The sequence below is a fragment of the Janthinobacterium sp. TND4EL3 genome (assembly GCF_900156175.1).
Taxonomy (GTDB): domain Bacteria; phylum Pseudomonadota; class Gammaproteobacteria; order Burkholderiales; family Burkholderiaceae_D; genus Janthinobacterium.
Map to the genome: position 1 here is coordinate 94095 of NZ_FTMV01000013.1, position 18639 is coordinate 112733.

Annotated in this window: 19 protein-coding genes; 5 read left to right on the forward strand and 14 right to left on the reverse strand. The window is 64.8% G+C overall.

What is annotated here, in order from left to right; all coding sequences use genetic code 11:
• Nucleotides 1–81: 81 nt before the first annotated feature.
• Nucleotides 82–1734 carry a Na+/H+ antiporter gene (locus BXA07_RS19695; protein ID WP_076570114.1) on the reverse strand — a complete coding sequence of 551 codons (1653 nt, stop codon included), beginning with the start codon at nt 1732–1734 and terminating at the stop codon, nt 82–84.
• 177 nt (nt 1735–1911) lie between these two features.
• Between BXA07_RS19695 and BXA07_RS19700 the strand changes: the two genes are divergently transcribed.
• The 4 genes from BXA07_RS19700 to BXA07_RS19715 all read left to right on the forward strand — a co-directional run bounded on the left by BXA07_RS19700 (nt 1912) and on the right by BXA07_RS19715 (nt 6868).
• The gene (locus tag BXA07_RS19700) at nt 1912–3210 is read left to right on the forward strand and encodes a cytochrome c (protein ID WP_076570115.1); all 1299 of its coding nucleotides are present in this window, start codon (nt 1912–1914) and stop codon (nt 3208–3210) included.
• Nucleotides 3211–3251: 41 nt separating this feature from the next.
• A complete protein-coding gene (locus BXA07_RS19705) occupies nt 3252–3719 on the forward strand; it encodes a (2Fe-2S)-binding protein (RefSeq protein ID WP_076570117.1) in 468 nt (155 codons plus the stop codon).
• Nucleotides 3712–6030 carry a xanthine dehydrogenase family protein molybdopterin-binding subunit gene (locus BXA07_RS19710; RefSeq protein WP_139335663.1) on the forward strand — a complete coding sequence of 773 codons (2319 nt, stop codon included), beginning with the start codon at nt 3712–3714 and terminating at the stop codon, nt 6028–6030. Before BXA07_RS19705 ends, BXA07_RS19710 begins: the two co-directional genes overlap by 8 nt.
• A gap of 172 nt (nt 6031–6202) precedes the next feature.
• Nucleotides 6203–6868, forward strand: coding sequence for a dienelactone hydrolase family protein (locus BXA07_RS19715; RefSeq protein WP_076570118.1), 666 nt, complete (start codon nt 6203–6205; stop codon nt 6866–6868).
• 18 nt (nt 6869–6886) lie between these two features.
• Here BXA07_RS19715 and fghA read toward each other — a convergent pair whose 3' ends face one another.
• From fghA to BXA07_RS31145, 8 genes are all read right to left on the reverse strand, one after another.
• On the reverse strand, nt 6887–7756 hold the full coding sequence (gene fghA / locus BXA07_RS19720) for an S-formylglutathione hydrolase (RefSeq protein ID WP_076570120.1): 870 nt from the start codon (nt 7754–7756) through the stop codon (nt 6887–6889).
• A 56-nt stretch (nt 7757–7812) separates the two neighbouring features.
• Nucleotides 7813–8676: an NAD-dependent protein deacetylase gene (locus BXA07_RS19725; protein WP_076570122.1), complete on the reverse strand. Its 864-nt coding sequence runs from the start codon at nt 8674–8676 to the stop codon at nt 7813–7815.
• A gap of 48 nt (nt 8677–8724) precedes the next feature.
• A complete protein-coding gene (gene lepB, locus BXA07_RS19730) occupies nt 8725–9396 on the reverse strand; it encodes a signal peptidase I (RefSeq protein ID WP_076570123.1) in 672 nt (223 codons plus the stop codon).
• Nucleotides 9397–9642: 246 nt separating this feature from the next.
• On the reverse strand, nt 9643–9774 hold the full coding sequence (locus BXA07_RS31670) for a hypothetical protein (RefSeq protein WP_280175068.1): 132 nt from the start codon (nt 9772–9774) through the stop codon (nt 9643–9645).
• 131 nt (nt 9775–9905) lie between these two features.
• Nucleotides 9906–11480, reverse strand: a complete 1575-nt coding sequence (locus BXA07_RS19735; RefSeq protein ID WP_076570125.1) for an oleate hydratase — start codon at nt 11478–11480, stop codon at nt 9906–9908.
• Between the two features lie 135 nt (nt 11481–11615).
• Nucleotides 11616–12155, reverse strand: coding sequence for a GNAT family N-acetyltransferase (locus tag BXA07_RS19740; protein ID WP_076570126.1), 540 nt, complete (start codon nt 12153–12155; stop codon nt 11616–11618).
• Between the two features lie 177 nt (nt 12156–12332).
• Nucleotides 12333–12917, reverse strand: coding sequence for a DinB family protein (locus BXA07_RS19745; protein WP_076570127.1), 585 nt, complete (start codon nt 12915–12917; stop codon nt 12333–12335).
• 39 nt (nt 12918–12956) lie between these two features.
• Nucleotides 12957–13199 carry a hypothetical protein gene (locus BXA07_RS31145; protein WP_212592342.1) on the reverse strand — a complete coding sequence of 81 codons (243 nt, stop codon included), beginning with the start codon at nt 13197–13199 and terminating at the stop codon, nt 12957–12959.
• On the opposite strand from BXA07_RS31145, the gene BXA07_RS19750 reads away from it, so the two are divergent.
• Entirely contained in the window at nt 13174–14064 is an 891-nt protein-coding gene (locus BXA07_RS19750) for an HDOD domain-containing protein (RefSeq protein WP_212592343.1), read from the forward strand. The two genes, BXA07_RS31145 and BXA07_RS19750, sit on opposite strands and share 26 nt — an antisense overlap.
• A gap of 26 nt (nt 14065–14090) precedes the next feature.
• Here the strand turns inward: BXA07_RS19750 and BXA07_RS19755 are convergent, their stop codons facing one another.
• The 5 genes from BXA07_RS19755 to BXA07_RS19775 all read right to left on the reverse strand — a co-directional run bounded on the left by BXA07_RS19755 (nt 14091) and on the right by BXA07_RS19775 (nt 18616).
• The gene (locus BXA07_RS19755) at nt 14091–14804 is read right to left on the reverse strand and encodes an ABC transporter ATP-binding protein (protein WP_076570130.1); all 714 of its coding nucleotides are present in this window, start codon (nt 14802–14804) and stop codon (nt 14091–14093) included.
• On the reverse strand, nt 14797–15510 hold the full coding sequence (locus BXA07_RS19760; RefSeq protein ID WP_076570132.1) for an ABC transporter ATP-binding protein: 714 nt from the start codon (nt 15508–15510) through the stop codon (nt 14797–14799). The genes BXA07_RS19755 and BXA07_RS19760 overlap by 8 nt, the downstream gene beginning before the upstream one ends.
• Entirely contained in the window at nt 15503–16477 is a 975-nt protein-coding gene (locus BXA07_RS19765) for a branched-chain amino acid ABC transporter permease (RefSeq protein ID WP_076570134.1), read from the reverse strand. The genes BXA07_RS19760 and BXA07_RS19765 overlap by 8 nt, the downstream gene beginning before the upstream one ends.
• The gene (locus BXA07_RS19770) at nt 16474–17346 is read right to left on the reverse strand and encodes a branched-chain amino acid ABC transporter permease (protein ID WP_035817692.1); all 873 of its coding nucleotides are present in this window, start codon (nt 17344–17346) and stop codon (nt 16474–16476) included. The genes BXA07_RS19765 and BXA07_RS19770 overlap by 4 nt, the downstream gene beginning before the upstream one ends.
• Before the next feature lie 103 nt (nt 17347–17449).
• Nucleotides 17450–18616, reverse strand: coding sequence for an ABC transporter substrate-binding protein (locus BXA07_RS19775; protein ID WP_076570136.1), 1167 nt, complete (start codon nt 18614–18616; stop codon nt 17450–17452).
• Between the last annotated feature and the right edge of the window lie 23 nt (nt 18617–18639).

Here is an 18639-nt window from a genome sequence, read left to right on the forward strand (position 1 = left end):
TTATAAACACTAATGTTAAAACTTGCATTCTTTGCCATGAAGATTGCTCGTTAACATTGCTTGAAATGGCAGGGATTGTCTCTATTCTTCCAATGTCGCTTCCAGCAAGTCGATTTCACGCAGCAGGCGCAAGTGGATGGCGTCGTCCAGTTCACCGGAAATGCGGCGGCGGAACAGTTCGTCGCGCTCGGCATTGAGGGCTTCCAGGCGCAGGGCCCGCTCGGCGCGGGCCAGTTCCTGCATGCGCATGGCTTCGTCGTTGCTGCTTTCGCCATACGCGAGGCGGCGCCGGTAGGCTTCGATCAGGCGGTTGGCCGCTTCCGTGACGACTTGCTGCTTGTCATCCTTGTCGATGCCTTCACACACCTTTTCCAGCCGCGCGATGGCCGCCTCGGCGGCGGCGGCGCGCGCGTTGCGCTCTTCCGTCGAGCGGCGCGCGGGCGGCGCGAACACGAGGCCCTTGGTCAGCAGGGGCAGGGTGACGCTGGCCAGCAGCAGCGACAGCAAAATCACGCCCATGGCGAGGAAGATGACGAGGTCGCGCGCAGGGAAACGCGTACCGTCAGGCAAGAACAACGGCAGGGTCAGGATGCCGGCCAGGGTCAGCGCCCCGCGCACGCCCGCAAACGAGGCCACCAGCAACAGGCGCAGGCTGGGGCGCGCCAGCAGCGCCGCCTCCTTCGATTCGCCGGCCACCTTCTTGTGGTGCTTGAACAAGGTCAGCTTCATCGAGATGAAGACCCAGATGAAGCGCATGAAGGTCAGCCCCACCGTGATGGCGATGACGAACAGGGGCAACTTCCAGGCGCTGCCGGCGCCCACTTCCATGGAGGCGGCGGGCAGGCCGGCGACGGTGGCGGGCAGCTGCGCGCCCAGCATGACGAAGATCACGCCATTCAAGACCAGTTGCACGGTGTCCCACACGGCCTTGCGCTGCGTGCGCGTGGCCGCCAGCGGACGGCCGATCAGGTCGGCGTAATGCATGGACACGCCCGCCGTGGCGGCGGCCAGGATGCCCGAGCCGTGGATCTGCTCGGCGCCAAGGTAGGCGGCAAACGGGATCAGGATACTGATCAGGATCTGCAGGCCCGGCTCTTCGCCGACCTTGCTCACCAGCCATTTATTCGCCAGGCCCACGCCCCAGGAGATGCCCAGGCCGATGACGATGCCGCCGCCTGCTTCTTGCAGGAAACTCAGCGAGGCGGCGCCGATGGAAAAGCCGCCCGTCATCATGGCGCCCACGGCAAACGTGAAGCAGACGAGGCCCGAAGCGTCGTTGAGCAGGGACTCGCCCTCGAGGATGTGCATCAGGCGCGGCGGGATCGGGTTGCCGGCGGCGATCGCCGAAACGGCCACGGGGTCCGTCGGCGACAGGATGGCACCGAGCGCGAAGGCGACGGCCAGCGGCACGCTGGGAATCAGCCAGTCGATGAAAAAGCCCATGCCCAGCACGGTAAACAGCACCAGGCCGATGGCCAGCATGAGGATGGAGCGCGCGTCGGAAAAGAAGGCGCCCTTGGGGATGCGCCAGCCGTCGAGAAACAGCAGCGGCGGAATGAAGAGCAAGAAGAAGATATCGGGATCGAGCGGCACTTGCACGCCAAACAGGGCCAATCCCGTGCCGCCGGCAATCTGGATCAGCGGCAGCGGCAGCTTGACCCAGCGCGAACGGGCGATGAAACCGCACAGGACGACGGTCAGGACGAGGATGAGGATGATGCTAACGGTATGCATGGAGGAGAGCGGCGGGGTGCTGAAACGGTGATTATAAGGCGCAGCCTGGCTGCGGGACGGCCTGCGTGTCATTGCGTACATACAACAAGTCACAATCGCGGTAAGATTGTCACCATCGTTTGCCGCCGCCGTCCCTGTGCGGCAGGCGCGTGCTTAGCCTTTTACCGGATTCCTGTTTTGCTCAAGAAAATTTTCACCGGCGTGCTGCTCCTGCTGGCGCTGCTCATCGCCGCCGCGCTGGCCGCGTATCTGTATTACTGGCGCCCCGCGCTGGCGCCCATCGACCCGCCCGCCGCCAAGGCGTTTTCCCCGCAAGTGGTGGAGCGGGGCCGCATCCTGGCCGGCATGGGCAATTGCGCCGCCTGCCATACGGCCAAGGGCGGCGCCGATTACGCGGGCGGCCACGGGCTGGCCACGCCGTTCGGCACGATTTACGCGACGAATATCACGCCAGACAGGCAGACGGGCATCGGCCGCTGGTCGCTGGCCGCCTTCCGGCGGGCCATGCGCGAAGGCGTGGGCCGCGATGGCGCCCATTTGTTTCCCGTCTTTCCGTATACACACTTCACGCTGGTCTCCGACGCGGATTTGACGGCCTTGTACGCGTATTTCATGACGCGCCCGCCCGTGTACGCCGTGGCGCCCGCCAATAGTGTACCTTTCCCTTTGAATTGGCGGCCGCTGCAGGCGGGCTGGAAGTTGCTGTACTTCAAGCCGGCCAGCTTTCAGCTTGATCCCGCGCAAGGGCTGGACTGGAACCGGGGCCGCTACCTGGCCGAAGGCCTGGCCCATTGCGCCGCCTGCCACACGCCGCGCAATGCGCTGGGCGCCGAGCTTGCCGGTGCGGCGTATCTGGGCGCGTCCATCGACCACTGGTACGCGCCCGCCTTGACCAGCGCCAATACGGCGCCGCTGCCGTGGACGCAGGACGAACTGTATGCCTTCCTGCGCACGGGTGCCACGGCCCTGCATGGCGTGGCGGCCGGGCCCATGTCGGCTGTCGTGCACGAAGGCATGGGCGCTTCGCCCGATAGCGACATCCGCGCGCTGGCCACGTATTTTGCCGGCGTGGCGGGGGCAGAACAGCGCAGGGTGGATGCGGAGGCCGTGGTGAAAGCCGGCATCGAACGTTCGCAGCGCGTCAGCCTGGTCGACAATGACCGTGGCGCCAGCCTGTACGTGGCCGCCTGCGCCGCCTGCCATTCGAACAGCGATGGACAACCCGTGGCCCTGCGCCCGGAACTGAGCCTGAACAGCGCCGTCAGCGCGCCCGATCCCGCCAACCTGATCCAGGTGATTTTGCATGGCATCGGCAAGGACGAAGCCATGTCCGGCGTGCTGATGCCGGGCTTTGCCGCCTCGCTGACGGACAACGACGTGGCCCAGCTGGCCGCCTACCTGCGCCGCAGCCGCAGCCACCAGCCGGCCTGGCCTAAGCTGGAAGCGGCCGTGGCGCGCACGCGTGCCGGCAAGTAAATATGAAAGTTTCTTATGTATGACACTTATCTATAACACTTATGTATAACCTGACCGTGAATGGCCAGCCTTTCGGCACCGAGACCGATGGCGAGACCCCCCTGCTGTGGGTGCTGCGCGACGAAGCCCATTTGAAAGGCACGAAGTTCGGCTGCGGCATCGGCATGTGCGGCGCCTGCACCGTGCATGTGGATGGCCGGGCCATGCGCTCGTGCATCACGCCGATCGCCGCCGTGGCCGGCTGCGCCATCACCACCATCGAAGGCCTGTCGCCCGACGGCACGCATCCGCTGCAGCGCGCGTGGCTTGCCACGCAGGCGCCCCAGTGCGGCTATTGCCAGTCGGGCCAGATCATGCAGGCGGCCACCTTGCTGAAAGACTATCCGCAGCCGACGGACGCGAATATCGACGCCGTCATGAGCGGCAACCTGTGCCGCTGCATGGCGTATGTACGGATCCGCAAGGCAATTAAACTGGCGGCCGCCATGCAGGAGGCGCCCCGTGTTTAAGCTGCCGAAAGAAAATTCTGCTGCCCGCCCCAGCTCGCTGGGCCGGCGCGGTTTCCTGATCGCCGCCGCCGGCACGGGTTTGACGTTGGCCTTCTTGCGCGCCGACAGCACCTTGGCCGCCGGCCAGGCGGCATCCGCACCGCCAAAACACAGCGCCGCGCCCGTGTTCGATCCCAGTATCTGGTTCCAGATCGGCCGCGACGGCATGATCACCGTCAATATCGCCAAGGCGGAAATGGGCCAGCATATCGGCACGGCCCTGGCGCGCATCGTGGCTGACGAGCTGGAAGCGGACTGGAGCAAGGTACGCCTGCAGTATGTGGACACGGACCCGAAATGGGGCGTGATGGTGACGGGCGGCAGCTGGTCCGTCTGGCAGAATTTCGACCCGCTCAGCCGCGCCGGCGCGGCCGGGCGCCTTGCGCTGGTCGAGGAGGGCGCGCGCCTGCTGCGCGTGCCGGTGTCCGCCTGCCACGCCAGGCTGGGCGTCGTGCATGGACGGGGCCGCTCGATTGCCTATGGCGAGATCGTGCGCCGCGGCAAGCTGGCGCGCCGCTATACGCCGCAGCAGCTCAAGGCCATCGTGCTGAAAACGCCGCAGCAGCGCAGGCTGATCGGCCAGAGCGTGCAGGCGCTGGACATCCCGGCGAAGACGAATGGCACGGCCGTGTACGGCATCGATGCGCACGTGGAGGGCATGCTGTATGCGCGCCCCAAGGTCCCGCCCACGCGCTACGGTTCAAAAGTCGTGTCCATCGACGACTCGGCGGCAAAGAAAGTGCAGGGCTACTTGCGCTCGGTGGTCTTGCAGGACCCCAGCGGCACGGTGCCCGGCTGGGTCATGGTCTATGCGGAAACCTATGCGGCCGCGTGCCGCGCGGCCGAGCTGGTGCAGGTCAAGTGGCGGGCCGGCGCGGCGGCCCACGTGTCGGAGCAGGACATCGTCAGCTACGCCTCCAAGCAGCTGGCCGACGCCAGCCTGGGCGCGCGCGTGGTCGACGATGAGGGCGTGGAGCAGGCGTTCAAGGATGCCAGCCTGAAGCTGGAGCGCCACTACACGACCAGTACCGTGCTGCATTTCCAGCTGGAACCCGTCAATGCGCTGGCCCAGGAAGTCGACGGCGTCTGGCACATCCATGCGGGCAACCAGTGGCAATCGTTGATCCTGCCCGTGCTGGCGCAGGCGCTCAAGGTGGAGCAGGACCAGGTCATGCTGCATACCTATCTGCTCGGTGGCGGTTTCGGGCGGCGTTTGAATGGCGATTATTGCGTGCCGGCCGCGCTGGCGGCGCAAGCCGTGGGGCGTCCCGTCAAGATGATCTGCACGCGGGCCGACGACGCGCGCTTCGATTCGCCCCGCTCGCCGTCCGTGCAGCATGTGCGCATGGCCTTCGATGCCGATGGCAAGGTGTCGGCCATGGTGCATGAAGCGAGCGCGGGCTGGCCCACGCAAGCCATGATCCCCGCCTTGCTGGCCAAGGATAAGCAGGGCCATCCGTATGACCCGTTCGCCATCGCCGGCGCCGACCACTGGTACACGGTGGGCGCGCAGCGCGTGCGGGCCGTGTCGAACGACCTGGCCAACAGCAGTTTCCGTCCCGGCTGGCTGCGTTCCGTGGGGCCGGGCTGGACGAATTGGGCCGTGGAAAGTTTCATGGACGAGGCGGCGCAGGCGGCCAAGGTCGATCCGCTGGCCTTCCGTCTGTCGCTGCTGCAGGCGACGGGGCGCAATGCCGGCAGCGCGCCCAATGCCGTCGGCGGCGCCGCGCGCCTGGCCCACGTGCTGCGGCGCGCGGCGGACAAGGCGGGCTGGGGCACGGCCATGCCGCCCGACACGGGCCTGGGCATCGCCGCCACGTTCGGCCAGGAGCGCGACATGCCCACCTGGACGGCGTGCGTGGCCAGGGTGAAAGTGGACCGCAGCACCTGCATGGTCAGAGTCGAAAGGCTGACCATGGTGATCGACGCGGGCACCATCGTCGACCCGGACGGCGCGCTGGCGCAGGCGGAAGGGGGCGCGCTGTGGGGCCTGAGCATGGCCTTGCACGAAGGCACGGCTTTCCTGAATGGCGAAGTGAAGGATACGAATCTGAATACCTATACGCCGCTGCGCATGGCCGACGTGCCCGAGCTCGATATTGAATTTGTTGTCAGCACGGCAACGGCAACGGGCATGGGCGAGCCGCCCACGACGGCCGTGGCGCCCGCCATCGGCAACGCCATCTTCGCCGCCGTGGCTTCGCGCGTGCGGCATTTGCCGATCCGTCCGGAAGCCGTGCTGAAGGGGCTGGACCGGCACGGCGCCGTCTGACGGCGGCGCGCGCCAAATTTGATGTGCGCCGCGCGTGAACGGGCGCAGGCTGGTACACTGAGGGCTGCCGCGCAGGGCGCGCAGGCTGTGCCCGGCCCGGCAAGATCAGCGCAATTGCAGAGTGATTTCAGCTTGATGTCAGCTTGATTCCAGCTCGATAGCGGAGGCAGCCATGCAAGAACAATTTGTCAGCATTACGGCCGATGAACTTCAAATGGACGGCGTGCTTGAAATGCCCGAGCGGCCCGTGGGCATCGTCCTGTTCGCCCACGGCGCGCGCGCCGACAGCGACTACCTGGGCGCCTCCAGTCATGCCACTTCGCAAGATTTCTTGCGAGCGGGCATCGCCACCCTGCGCTTCGACCAAGGCAGTGTCGAGCCTGGCGGCGGCAGCAACGGCCATGCGTATTTCGTGCGCAGCGATATCGTGCTGCTGGCGCGCCAGCTGGAAAAAGCCCTGGGCTGGCTGCAGGTCGACCCGTCCACGCGGCGCCTGCCTTGCGGCCTGTATGGCTACGGCACCAGCGCGGCCGTCGTGATGCAGCTGGCGGCCTGGCGCAGCGCGGAAATCGCCGCGCTGGCCGTGTGCGATGGCCAGGTGGAAATGGCGGGCAAGGCGGCGCTGGAAAACGTGCGCGTGCCTTCGCTGCTGATCGTGGGCGGGCGCGACCCCGACGTGGCCGGCCTGAACCGCATGGCGTTTGCCACCTTGCGCTGCGACAAGCAGCTGGAACAGATCGCCGCGCCTGGCGGCCCGGACACACTCCACCAGGCGGCCTTGCTGGCCACGGACTGGTATATGCGCCATTTCAACGGGCATACGAGTTCGGCCCAGTAGTTCAATCCGCCAAGGGCCTCAGGCCAGGGCGCGCAGGTTTTTCGCATGGAAGCGCAGATGCTCCTCCATGAAAGTGGCGATGAAGTAATAGCCGTGGTCGTAGCCGGCATGGCGGCGCAGCTGCAGGGGCTGGCCGGCGTCGCGGCATGCCGCTTCGAATACCTCGGGGTACAGTTGCTCGGGCAAAAACTTGTCGGCCAGGCCCTGGTCGATCAAGATGCCTTCCGGGAACAGCGGCGGCTGGCCCTGCAGGCCGCGCATCAGTGCGCTGGCGTCGTATTGCTGCCAGCTGGCCGCGTCGCTGCCCAGGTAGCCCGTAAACGCTTTTTTGCCCCACGGACATTGGCTCGGCGCGGCGATGGGGGCGAAGGCGGATACTGAACGGAACAGTTCCGGATTGCGCAAGGCCAGCACCAGCGCGCCATGGCCGCCCATCGAGTGGCCGAAAATGCCCGTGCGTTGCACATCGATAGCCAGTTCCTGCGCCAGCAGCGCGCGCAGTTCCAGGATATAGCTGTACATGCGGTAATGGCTGCTCCACGGCGCCTCGGTGGCGTCCACGTAAAAGCCGGCGCCCGCGCCGAAATCCCAGGCCGCCGTCTCGCCCGCGAGCTTGGCGCCGCGGGGGCTGGTGTCGGGGGCGATCAGGACCAGGCCTTCCTCGGCCGCCACGCGCTGGGCGCCGCCCTTGATCATGAAAGTTTCTTCCGTACAAGTTAGTCCTGCCAGGTAAAACAGGGCGGGGCGCTTGGTGGTCGCGACGCTGCCAGGCACCGTGTCCGGAATGAAGGCCGAGAAACGCATGGGCAAGCCGGTGGCTTGCGCGTCGTGGCGATAAAATCGTTGTACGCCGCCAAAGCAGGCGTGTTCACTCAACAGTTCCAGCATGAATTCTCCTCGTCAATCCCACAGTATAGCGAGAGCGGCGTAGCGCCGAGCCGGGATCAGCCCAGCATGGCCGCTATTGCTGGCAAGATGTCCTGCGCCGCCGCTTCCGTCTTGAACGCCAGCAGATGGTCGGCCCGTGTCTTGCCCAGGTTGATGGCGGCCACGGGTTTGCCCGTCTCGGCCGCCATGCGGCACAGGCGAAAGCTCGAATACACCATCACGGACGAGCCCACCACCAGCAGGGCGCTGGCCTCGGCCATCTTGCGTTCGGCCTCGGCGGCGCAGGCGGCGGGCACGCCATCGCCAAAGAACACCACGTCCGGCTGCAGGGTGCCGCCGCAGCGCGGACACGCAGGCACGTGGAAGGTGGCCAGCCGGGACGGCTCCAGCAGGGCGTCGCCATCGGGTGCGGGCGTGGCCGTGGCGCCCAGCAGTTGCGGATTGTCATGTTCCAGCATGTCCTGGATCAGGCGCCGCGTGTGGCTGGCGCGGCAATCGAGGCAGACCACCATGTGTATGCTGCCGTGCAGCTCCGTGACGGCGGCGCTGCCGGCCTGCTGGTGCAGGCCATCCACGTTTTGCGTGACCAGGCCGCCTATTTTCTGGCGCTGCGCCAGCTGCGCGATGGCCAGGTGAGCCGCGTTCGGCGCGGCCCGCGCGAGGGTGGGCCAGCCGACCATGCTGCGCGCCCAGTAGCGGCGGCGCACGGCTTCCTGGCGGCGAAAATCCGGGCCTTGCACGGGGGCGTTGCCGCGCCGCACGCCATCCGCATCACGGTAAGCGGGAATGCCGGACGCCGTGCTGATGCCGGCGCCCGTCAGCAGCAGTACGCCGGGATGACGCAGCAGGAATTGCGCCAGCTGTTCCTGGGTGGCATCGTCGCTGGCGGACTGCTGGCTGGTTGAAGAAAAGTTTTGCATGATGCGCCATGCTAACCGAAAAGCGCGGCGCCGTTGCGAGGGCGAGGTTTACTCCAGTTTCATGCCGAAACGTTGCAGCCGTGGTTGCCAATGCTCTTCGATATTGGCCGAGACGAGGATGCGTTCGGCCTTGCCGATCAGCAATGCGCGGGGCACGAAACCGAAGTAGCGCGAGTCGGCGCTGTTGTCGCGGTTATCGCCCAGCATGAGGAAATGGTCGGCCGGCACCGTCACGGCGGCAAAGCTGCGCGCCGCGCCGGCGATTTGCGGCAAGACCTGGATGCGGTGCTGCTCGGTCGCGTTGCGCTCGCTGATGCGCTGCGCCGTCAGCTGGCCCACGTGGGCGATGGTTTCGGGTGCCGTGTCGAGCGCCGTGTACTGGGCGGGCTGGCCATTGATGACCAGCTGTTCATTGCGCATCTCGACCGTGTCGCCGGGCAGGGCGATGATGCGCTTGATCAAGCGCGTGCCGTCTTTCGGCGAGGAAAAGGTGACGATGTCGCCCCGCTGCGGTTCACCGAGGCGCTGCAGCACGATATCGGTGAGCGGCACTTTCAGGTTGAAGGCGAGGCGGTTGACGAAGACCACGTCGCCTTCGAGCAGGTTGGGGCGCATCGATGCCGATGGTATGGGATTCCAGTCCGCCACGGCCGTGCGGAACACGCCGAACAGCAGCAGAAACATCAAAAAGCCTTTGTTGGCGCGCATCCATGTTTTCATCGTGTCTCGCTTTCGGCCAGTGCCAGTGATCGTTGGGGAAGGCGCCAGCGGTTGCGGCGCCATTCCACGATGCATGGCGAGGCTGAAGCCAGTCTTAAATCCGGCAAGAAATCAGATGGCAGGGACGATGGCGGGATACCTGTTGCGTGCATACATCACTTGCGCTTGATCATTACCGTTCCCGCCTCACGGATGCAGGCAAGGCGCTTGGCTAGCTGCACCAGAAGCGGCGCGGATGCCGCAGGGTCAGCAGGTAGTGAAGGTTGTGCATAGATACTCCTTGGCGAGCATGCGGAACAGCCGGGCGGCCAGGATGCTGCTGACGGCGATGACGATGCAGCCGTCCAGGAAAAACAATACCTTGCCCACCAGGTGCATGCCCTGTATGACTTTGCAAGGCAGGGAAGATTCCCGTACCTTGACGTTATCCGTCCAATATCACTGTGTTTTGCGCTATGACAAAGTCGCGGCAAAAAGCATGCAAACAGCGTTGCCGCCGGAAAATGAGGCTATTTGAACGCCTTGATGACGGCGTCCAGCTTGACTTTCAATGACTTGTCGTGCGCGTGGATGGGCGGCACCTCGCGCTGCACGCCGAGCAACTGGTAGACGGCCGTCTGTGCCGCGCGCACCGAGTATTCCACGGTAAACACGACATCGTCGGCGATTTCCACGAACTGGCTGACGAAGGCCAGGTTGGCGCAGTTGGCCGGCACCGGCAGCGGGCGGTCGCTTTTCGCGCGGGGCATGAACATGCTGGTGATGTAGGGCATGCGGCAGGGAATGCAGTTGGCCGTGGCCATGATGTCCAGGTCGAAATTCAGGTGGCCGCACAGTTCGCGCAGGATTTCTTCTCCGCTGCAGTCGGACATGGGCTTGGCGACGAAGTTGCCGATGCGGTCAGGGTGCAGCGCGTAGCCCCAGAATACCTGCACGCCTTCGGGCTGGCCGGCGAAATGGGGCTGGTGCGCCAGCACCACCGACATGAACCAGTTGCTGTCCTTGAAGGTGACGAGGCCGCCCGTGCCAGCGCTGTTGCCCGTGAATTGTTCCATGCGGTCGAAGAAGGCGCCATCCTTCAGGGTGACCGTGTACGAGGCCCAGTACGATTCCGGGATGCTGCTGTTGAAGGCGGCGGGGCGGCCCAGTTCCGGGCGTCCCTCGGCCAGCTTTTCCCACAGGCGCCAGCCATGGCTGTCGTGCTTCGTGCGCTTGGCCGGCGCGCTGTGCATGCTGCCATAGCTCGAGGCATCCGTCATCGAGGCATTCTGGAAGAACACCAGGTCGTCCGCGGCAACTGGGATGACGTCGGCCAGACCGCGGCGCTGGCAGTGCAGGGCGGTGGCCGTCAGGCGGCCGTCGGACTCCTGCAGCGTGATGTCCGTGACGGCGCAATCCATGATGATGGTCACGCCTTGCTCCTGCAGCCAGGCGACCAGCGGGCGCACCAGCGAGTCGTACTGGTTGTAGACGGTGCGCTTGACGCCGGCCAGGGTTTCGATGCGCGAAAACTCCATCATGAAGCGGTGCAGGTAGCGCTTGAATTCGACGGCGCTGTGCCAGGGCTGGAAGGCGAACGTGGTGGCCCACATGTACCAGAACTTGGTGTCGAAGAATTCCGGCGAGAGCCAGTCCGTGATGGCGCTGCTGCCCAGCGTGTCTTCATCGGCTTCCGTCAGTTTCAGCAGTTCCAGCCTGTCCTGCATGGTAAAGCCCATGCTGCTCACGTCGACCTTGAAACGGTTGCGGTCGACCAGGCGCGCGCGCGAGTGGGGAATGTGGCGTTCGTTGAAGGCGATGGTTTCATCGTAGACGCTCTGGCCCGCATGTTCGAGCGAGGGGATGCTCTTGAACAAGTCCCAGGTGCATTCGTAGTTGTCGGTGGTCAGCATGCGCCCGCCGCGCAGGGTGTAGCCGTCCTCGGCGTTGCCGCCGCCATCGAGGCTGCCCCCCGTCACGGGCGCTGCTTCGAAGATGCTGATGTTGCTGCCTTGCATGCCGCCATCGCGGATCATGAAGGCGGCCGCGGCCAGTGAACCGATGCCGCCGCCTACCAGGTAGGCTTTTTTGTCTGTATTGCTCATGGTTATTCCCTGAATGTGAGCGCATCCGTGTGCGCGAAAGGCCGGCGAGCGGCACGGCGTAGCCATGCCATATTTGCCTATCTTATAACATCAGGGAGGAAATGGCTGCTCAATAGAGCAATTGCTCGGTTTTCGTCAGGCGCCGGTACGGTCGTTGCGCCGTTCAAAGTACAGCAAGTCCGACCACGCATCGTGAAAACGCATGGCTTTTTCTGAGCGGCCATATTGATGAAAGCCGTTGCGCTGCATGACGGCGACCGAACCCAGGTTTTGCGGCCGCGCCGTCGCTTCCAGGCGCCACAGTTCCAGGGTGCCGAATGCTTCTTCCAGCAGCAGGGCCACGACGCGCGTGGCGTAGCCGCGTCCGCCGAATTGCTCGCCGATGCGGTAACCGAGCGTCGCCCTGTTGAAATACGGACGCGTGACGGCCGTCAGGTTGACCCTGCCGACGATCTTCCCGTCCAGTTTGGCCAGGTACTGGTGCGCGCTGTCCTGCTGGCGCTCGCGCTGTGCCTGTTCGATGGCGGCGGCGACGCCTTCGGGCGTGTAGTAGGCAGGCGGGCGGGCCGTGACCCAGGTTTCAAAATAGGCGCGGTTTTCCAGTTCGAAGGCCAGCAAGGCGGGCAGGTCGGCGCTGGTCGGCGTGTGTAATTGGAGGCGGTCGATGTCTGGCATGGGATGGTGTCGGAAAGCGATGCGCCATTATAGTCAGCTGGCGCCTTTCGCCGCACACGTGCATGAATTCATGACGGGGCAGCACCTTGTCCCGTCTCTGCCTCGGCGGCAGCGACTTTGCCGGCGCCATGCCTTTTACGCGGTTCCGCCGGGAAAACTCCGACGTCCGAGAATGATTCAGCGCGGTCCCCAGACCTCGTCTTCCGTCCAGCCCAGCTCCAGAAAATCCTGCGCCCGCTCGTCCGCCTCGCCGGCGCAATAGAATTCGTCGAGCTGGGGCGGCGCGATGCGCGTGCCGGCCAGCATGGCGTGCACTTGCCCACGGTGGTGGATCTGGTGCTGGAACAGATGCGCCAGCATGCGCAGGCGCGTGTCGATTTGCGGATTATCGCGCAAGATCGTCACGGGCCGCGCCAGGTCCGCGTCGCACAGGCTGCGGCAATGGGCGATCAGGCGCAGGTCCGAGGCGCGCTGGGCCGCGTGCAGGGCCGCGCAGTCGGTGAACGGCTCGTCCTGTTCAAAGAAGGTATAGCAGTCGGCATGGGGCGCCTCGCCGCGCAGTTCGCGTTCGAGCGCGTCGAGATAAAACCAGTCGCATGTGAGGATGTGGTTCAAGGTGGACTGGATGGTGGGGAAGAAACTGACGCGCGTGGCCTGGAACTCGGCCTGGTTCAGCTGCCCGCAAGTCTTCAGCAGGCGGTGGTTGGCCCAGGCGTTGTTGTATGCCTGGGTGGTGACGTAGTGCGCAAGTGGATTGTTCATGATGGGTCGCTTGTCGAGCAGGGCAGGGTGTATGCCGTGTCATTTTAGCATGTTGCGGCAGGGAAACAAAGCAGGCATGCCTGCCGCACCGGCGCTGCTGGCATCTAGTAAAATCGCGGGGCGGATTTCGCGATGGCGATGCACATAGGGTTGGAAGAATAAAATGGGTTGGATAGGAAAATTACTGAACGGCGGCGACAAAAACAAGGCTGCGCCCGTCACGGCAGCGGCGGCGCCCGCGATGGCGCGGCAGCCAGTGAGCATCGCCGAAATCGATGCCATCTACTACCGCTGGCTCGCGGCCGCCGGTTCGGCGCAGGCTTCCGCAGAGGCGGAACGGCAGATTCTGGAGGAATTGGCGCGCCTGGCGCGTGAACCGGTCGCTGGCGCCGCGCTGATACCGCGCATACCGGCCATCATTCCGCAGTTGATGCGGACTTTGCAAAATGAAAACATGAGCGCGGCCGAGCTGTCGCGCCAGCTGGCCCAGGACGTGCTGCTGGTCGCCGAGGTCTACCGCGAAGCGAACCGGCCCTGCTACCATTCGCGCTATAACGCCAGTCCGTCGATCAACAACATGGAAGGCGCCATCATGCTGCTGGGGCAAAACGGCATGCGCATGCTGCTCGCCCGCGTCGCCTTCCGTCCCATCGTCAGCATGCAAAGTGGCGGGCTGACCATACGCACGGCGCCGCTGATCTGGCGCCAGTCCGAGAAATGTGCGCTGGCGGCCAACCTGGTCGCGCCGGCCATGCAGGCCAACGCCTTTGACGCCTATCTGGCGGGGCTGATGGCCAACGTCGGCCTGGTGGTGGCGTTCCGGCTGATCGACCAGATGCATGCACCCGACGCCTTCCCGCAATCGGACGCCTTCATTGCCCAGGTGTTTGCGCAAGCGCGCATCCTGTCGGTGCGGATCGCCGAATTATGGGAGTTTCCAGAATCCGTGACCCGCGCGATCGGGCATGCCGCTGCCGATGCCGATGCCGATCCGCAGGCGCAAGCGCTGGCGCTGGGCGAGCGCTTGAGCAAGCTGCGCATGCTGGTCGATACCGGCCGCTTTCCCGCCGACGATCCCTTCGTGACGGCCGGACTGGGCAGGAACGAGCTGCAGGTGTTCGACAAACTGGCCGACGAGGAGGAGTGATGCCGGCCGCGTGCGGCCGATCTCGCTCAGCGCGCAAAATACAGCGCATGCAAATGCTCGAGGTCGACATCAACGGCCGCCTGCGACAGCGCCACTTTACCGCTTTGCATCAGGTAGACGTGATCGGCCACGCCCACGGCGCGCGCCGTGTTCTGCTCCACTAAAATGATGGTGCGCTTGCCATCGTTCAGGCGCGCGAGGATGTCGAACAGTTCGTTGACCACCAGCGGCGCCAGGCCCAGCGACGGCTCGTCGATGATCAATAACGACGGATCCGACATCAGGCCCCGCGCCATCGCCAGCATCTGCGCCTCGCCGCCCGAGAGCGAGCCGGCCAGCTGCTTGCGGCGTTCATGCAGGCGCGGGAACATGGCGTAGGCTTGCTCCAGGCGCGCCGGCATGTGGCTGCGGTGCTCCTTCGGAAACGCGCCCATGATCAGGTTTTCTTCCACGCTCATGTCGCGAAACGTCATGCGGCCTTCCGGGATCATCGTGACCCGCGCGTCGCTCATCTTCCACGTGGGCGTGCCGTTGATGGGCGTGCCGTCGAGCGCGATGCTGCCTGCGCCGACCGGCAGCAGACCCATGATGGCGCGCAGCAAGGTCGTCTTGCCGGCCCCGTTCGGGCCGATGATGGTGGTCAGCTTGCCCTTCTGAATCGACAGCGACACGTCCCACAGCACGTTGATGGCGCCATAGCCGGCGCGCAGATTTTCTATCTTAAGCGTCGTTTCAAGCATGAACGGCTCCCGTGTAGCTTTCGATGACGGCCGGGTCGCGGAAGACGGCATCGGGCGTGCCGTCGGCGATCAGCTGGCCAAAATTGAGCACGGCCACGCGCTGGCACAGATTGCTGATGGTTTCGATATCGTGCTCGATCATGACGATGCCCACGCCAAAGGCGGCGTGCAAGTCCTTGAGCATGCCCATAAAGCGGCGCTTGCCGTTCGTTTCCAGGCCCGCCAGCACTTCATCCAACAGCAACAATTTCGGATTGGTGGCCAGGGCCTTGGCCACTTCCAGCGCTTTCAGTTCCGTCAGCGCCAGTTCGCTGGCCGCGTCGCGCCCGGCCTTGTCCGCCAGGCTGGTGAAATCGAGGATTTCATCGATCTTGCGCTGGTCTACCTTGCCGGTGCCGAAGCGCTGCGCTACGACGAGGTTTTCGCGCACCGTCAATTCATGCATCGGTTGCGGGATCTGGAAGGTGCGGCCCAGTCCCAGGCGTGCGCGCTGGTACATGGGCGTGGCCATGATGTCGCGTCCCTCGAAGCGGATGCTGCCGCCGGTGGGGCGCACCAGGCCGGAAATGGCGTTGAACAGGGTGGTCTTGCCGGCGCCGTTCGCGCCCACGAGGCCGATCACGTCGTGGCTGCCTACTTTTAACGTGACGGCATCGACGGCCGTCAGGCCGCCGAAGCGCACGGACACATTATCGAGTTCAAGCATGTTGTTTCTCCTTCGCTTTGAAGGTGTTTTTCAGCCATTTTTGCAGCAGCGGCAGCAAGCCGTTCGGACTGAAGACGATCATCGCCACCAGCAGCACGCCCAGCACCAGCTGGTGGCCGGTGGGGATCAGCGATTTGAAGATCAGCTGGTCGACCAGGTAGACCACGACGGCGCCCAGCACGGGACCGAGTATCGTGCGGTAGCCGCCGAAGATGGCCGCCACGATCGGTAACGTCACCCACAGGCTGTTGAAGGCGTAGTCGGGTTCCAGGAAATTGATGTAGTGGGCGTTGAAGGCGCCGAACAGCCCGGCCATGAAGGCCGACACGAGCAGCATCGCGCCTTTCAGCAAGGTGCTGTTGACGCCGACGACGCGCGTGGCGTCCTCGCTGTCGTGCATGGCGCGCAGGGCGATGCCGTAATGGCTGGCGCGGATGCGGCCGTAGGCAAAGGCGCATGCCACCACCAGGGTTAGTACCACCAGGTAGGCGCCCGTCTTGCTGGCCAGATCAAAACCGAAGACGGCGGGCAAGGCCGGAATATTGTTGATGCCGCCGGCGCCGCCCGTCACCGAGCTCCATTCCGTGGCCAGGATGCGGAAGATGTGGGCGTAGGCGAGGATGGCCAGCGCAAAATACGGCCCGCGCAGCCGCAGCACGGGCAGCATGATGACGGCGGCGAGCGCCGCGCCCATGCCGCCCAGCAGCATGGCGGCAAACACGGGCAGGCCCAGTTTCACGGTGGCCAGCGCGGAGACATACGCGCCCACGCCGAAGAACGCCGCGTGGCCGAAGCTGACCATGCCGCCCAGGTTGCCCAGCAGGGCCCATGACATGGCCACGCCGCCAATGATCAGGGCCGCCACCACCATGCTCATCACATACTGGTTGGCGCCCAGGGCCAGCGGCACGGCGACGTACGCGGCCAGCAGCAGGATTGCCGTGGAAATCAAAGTCGAGCGCTTCATCCGCGCCTCCGTTGTGCGCCGAACAAGCCGTTCGGCATGATGAACAGCACCAGCAGGAACAGCACCATGCCGGACAATTCCTGCAGCGCGGAGCTGGCCAGGGTGACGGTCAGCGCTTCGGCCACGCCCAGCAGCACGGCGGCCAGCAGCACGCCCGGTATCGAGCCGATGCCTGCCAGTACCGTGATGATGAAGGCTTTTACCGTCAGCGCGCCGCCGTAGGCCGGCTGGATCACGCCATAGCTGAACAGGGCGACGCCGGCGAAGGCGGCCAGGATGCCGGCGACCAGAAAGGAGACCAGTTCCGTGCGGCCCGGATCGATGCCCATCAGCTTGGCCGCGTCGCGGTTGCTGGACACGGCGCGCACGGCGCGGCCATACCAGCTGGTCGACAGCCAGCGCCACAGGGCGGCCATCAGCACCAGGCTGACGCCGAAGAAAATGACTTCGCTGCGCATGCTGAAGAAGGGGCCGATCTCGAAGCCTTCCTGCAGCCAGCTCGACGAGGTCGAGCGGATGTCGGCCTTCCAGACCAGCAAGATGAAATTGGTGAGGATCACGCCGATGCCGTAGGTGAGGATCAGCGAATTGATTTCGCGGTCTTTCTTGATGCGGCTGACGATCAGGTAGACGCCCACGGATGTCAGGCTGACGATCACCAGCGCGATGGGGATGGCGAACATGGGCCCCAGGCCCAGTCCCGACTCCACGCTGTAGGCGATGTAGGCTGCCAGCAGCACCAGTTCCCCGTGCGCCAGGTTGATCACCTTCATGGTGCCGAACACCAGCGCCAGTCCCAGTGCGATCAGGGCATAGGAGCCGCCCTGCAGCAAGCCCGAATACAGGGCTTGCAAGATTAATTCTGTCATATCGTGATCCCGTCAGGCGGCCCTGGCGCATCGCAAGAGGCACCAGGACCGCCGTTCATCGGTACGCGCCCGGCGGGCGCGCGCGTGTGCAGCGGGAGGCTGCTTACCAGGGCAGGGCAGGATAGTTCAGCTTGCCCGTCGCGTGTTCCTTCGGCCAGACGATGACCACCTTCTTGTCCTGGTGCTGCGCCATGCGGTGCACGAAATTCTGGTTGTCGCCGTTGGCGGCGAACTGCACGCGGCCGATCAGGGTTTCGCGGTCCGTCTTGCGCATCTCGTCGGCCACGCCGCCTTTCTTGAGCGTGCCCTTGTCGGCCGCGCGCGCGATCGCTTCGAACAGCAGCATCGACTGCACATAGCCGAACTGGCCCAGGTAGTCCGGCTCCTTCTTGTACAGCTGCTTGTAGGCGTCGCTGAAGGCCTTGCCGTCGGCCGTCTTGAATTCCGTCGGAAAGGGCAGCAGGGCCGTGCCGAAGACGTTCGGCATCAGGTCGGGGAAGTCGGCCGCCATCTTCGGCGTGGCCAGCGACCACACGCCCACCATGGCCTTGATCTTCGGTTTCAGCACGCGGGCGGCGCGGATGATGCCCACGTAATCGTTTTCGTAGCCGACCATGGCCACGACTTCCGATTTATCCTGCAGCTTGATCTTGTTGATGATGGGCTTGAAGTCGGTAATGGCCGGGTCGAACGAATGCGTCGTCACCTTCACGCCCTTGGCCGCCAGGGCCTTTTCCACGTCCTTGGCCAGGCCCGTGGTGGCGTCCTTGGTCGAATACACGATGGAGACGGACTTGGCGCCCACGTCGGCTAGCAGTCCCAGCATGGCTTTTTCGTAGCCGGCCGTGTTATTGATGCGGAAAAAATTCTTGCGTCCGCTGGCCACCAGGCTGTCGTCCACGCCGCCCGAGGTGATGTAGACGAGTCCCAGTTTATTGGCCGTGTCCGAGGCGGGCGAGATATTGTTCGAGCCGTAGCCGCCCGTGATGGCCACCACGCCCTGGCTGGCCAGCTTTTCCACGGCCGCGATGGCCTTGGCGGGCGCCGATTCGTCGTCGACGGTGATGATCTTGATGGTGTGCTTGCCGTTGGTCTTGTTGAATACCTCGGCCGCGACCATGATCCCTTCCTGCATGCCGGCGCCGACGCGCGCCAGGTTGCCCGTCAGCGGGATTTCCGCGCCGACCAGGAATTCGTCGGCGCTGGCCTGTGCCATCCAGGCGCTGGCGACCAGCGCTGCCATGGCGATGCGTGTGTAGGTGCGTTTCATCGTGTCTCCTCCGGTGATGTGGC

Excerpts from the sequence above, each read along its gene's own strand:
- BXA07_RS19695 (WP_076570114.1), bottom strand. The coding sequence starts at position 1,734 with ATGCATACCGTTAGCATCATCCTCATCCTCGTCCTGACCGTCGTCCTG.
- BXA07_RS19705 (WP_076570117.1), top strand. The coding sequence starts at position 3,252 with ATGTATAACCTGACCGTGAATGGCCAGCCTTTCGGCACCGAGACCGAT.
- BXA07_RS19715 (WP_076570118.1), top strand. The coding sequence starts at position 6,203 with ATGCAAGAACAATTTGTCAGCATTACGGCCGATGAACTTCAAATGGAC.
- fghA (WP_076570120.1), bottom strand. The coding sequence starts at position 7,756 with ATGCTGGAACTGTTGAGTGAACACGCCTGCTTTGGCGGCGTACAACGA.
- BXA07_RS19725 (WP_076570122.1), bottom strand. The coding sequence starts at position 8,676 with ATGCAAAACTTTTCTTCAACCAGCCAGCAGTCCGCCAGCGACGATGCC.
- lepB (WP_076570123.1), bottom strand. The coding sequence starts at position 9,396 with ATGAAAACATGGATGCGCGCCAACAAAGGCTTTTTGATGTTTCTGCTG.
- BXA07_RS31670 (WP_280175068.1), bottom strand. The coding sequence starts at position 9,774 with ATGCACCTGGTGGGCAAGGTATTGTTTTTCCTGGACGGCTGCATCGTC.
- BXA07_RS19735 (WP_076570125.1), bottom strand. The coding sequence starts at position 11,480 with ATGAGCAATACAGACAAAAAAGCCTACCTGGTAGGCGGCGGCATCGGT.
- BXA07_RS19740 (WP_076570126.1), bottom strand. The coding sequence starts at position 12,155 with ATGCCAGACATCGACCGCCTCCAATTACACACGCCGACCAGCGCCGAC.
- BXA07_RS19745 (WP_076570127.1), bottom strand. The coding sequence starts at position 12,917 with ATGAACAATCCACTTGCGCACTACGTCACCACCCAGGCATACAACAAC.
- BXA07_RS31145 (WP_212592342.1), bottom strand. The coding sequence starts at position 13,199 with ATGGCATCGATTTCGGCGATGCTCACTGGCTGCCGCGCCATCGCGGGC.
- BXA07_RS19755 (WP_076570130.1), bottom strand. The coding sequence starts at position 14,804 with ATGCTTGAAACGACGCTTAAGATAGAAAATCTGCGCGCCGGCTATGGC.
- BXA07_RS19760 (WP_076570132.1), bottom strand. The coding sequence starts at position 15,510 with ATGCTTGAACTCGATAATGTGTCCGTGCGCTTCGGCGGCCTGACGGCC.
- BXA07_RS19765 (WP_076570134.1), bottom strand. The coding sequence starts at position 16,477 with ATGAAGCGCTCGACTTTGATTTCCACGGCAATCCTGCTGCTGGCCGCG.
- BXA07_RS19770 (WP_035817692.1), bottom strand. The coding sequence starts at position 17,346 with ATGACAGAATTAATCTTGCAAGCCCTGTATTCGGGCTTGCTGCAGGGC.
- BXA07_RS19775 (WP_076570136.1), bottom strand. The coding sequence starts at position 18,616 with ATGAAACGCACCTACACACGCATCGCCATGGCAGCGCTGGTCGCCAGC.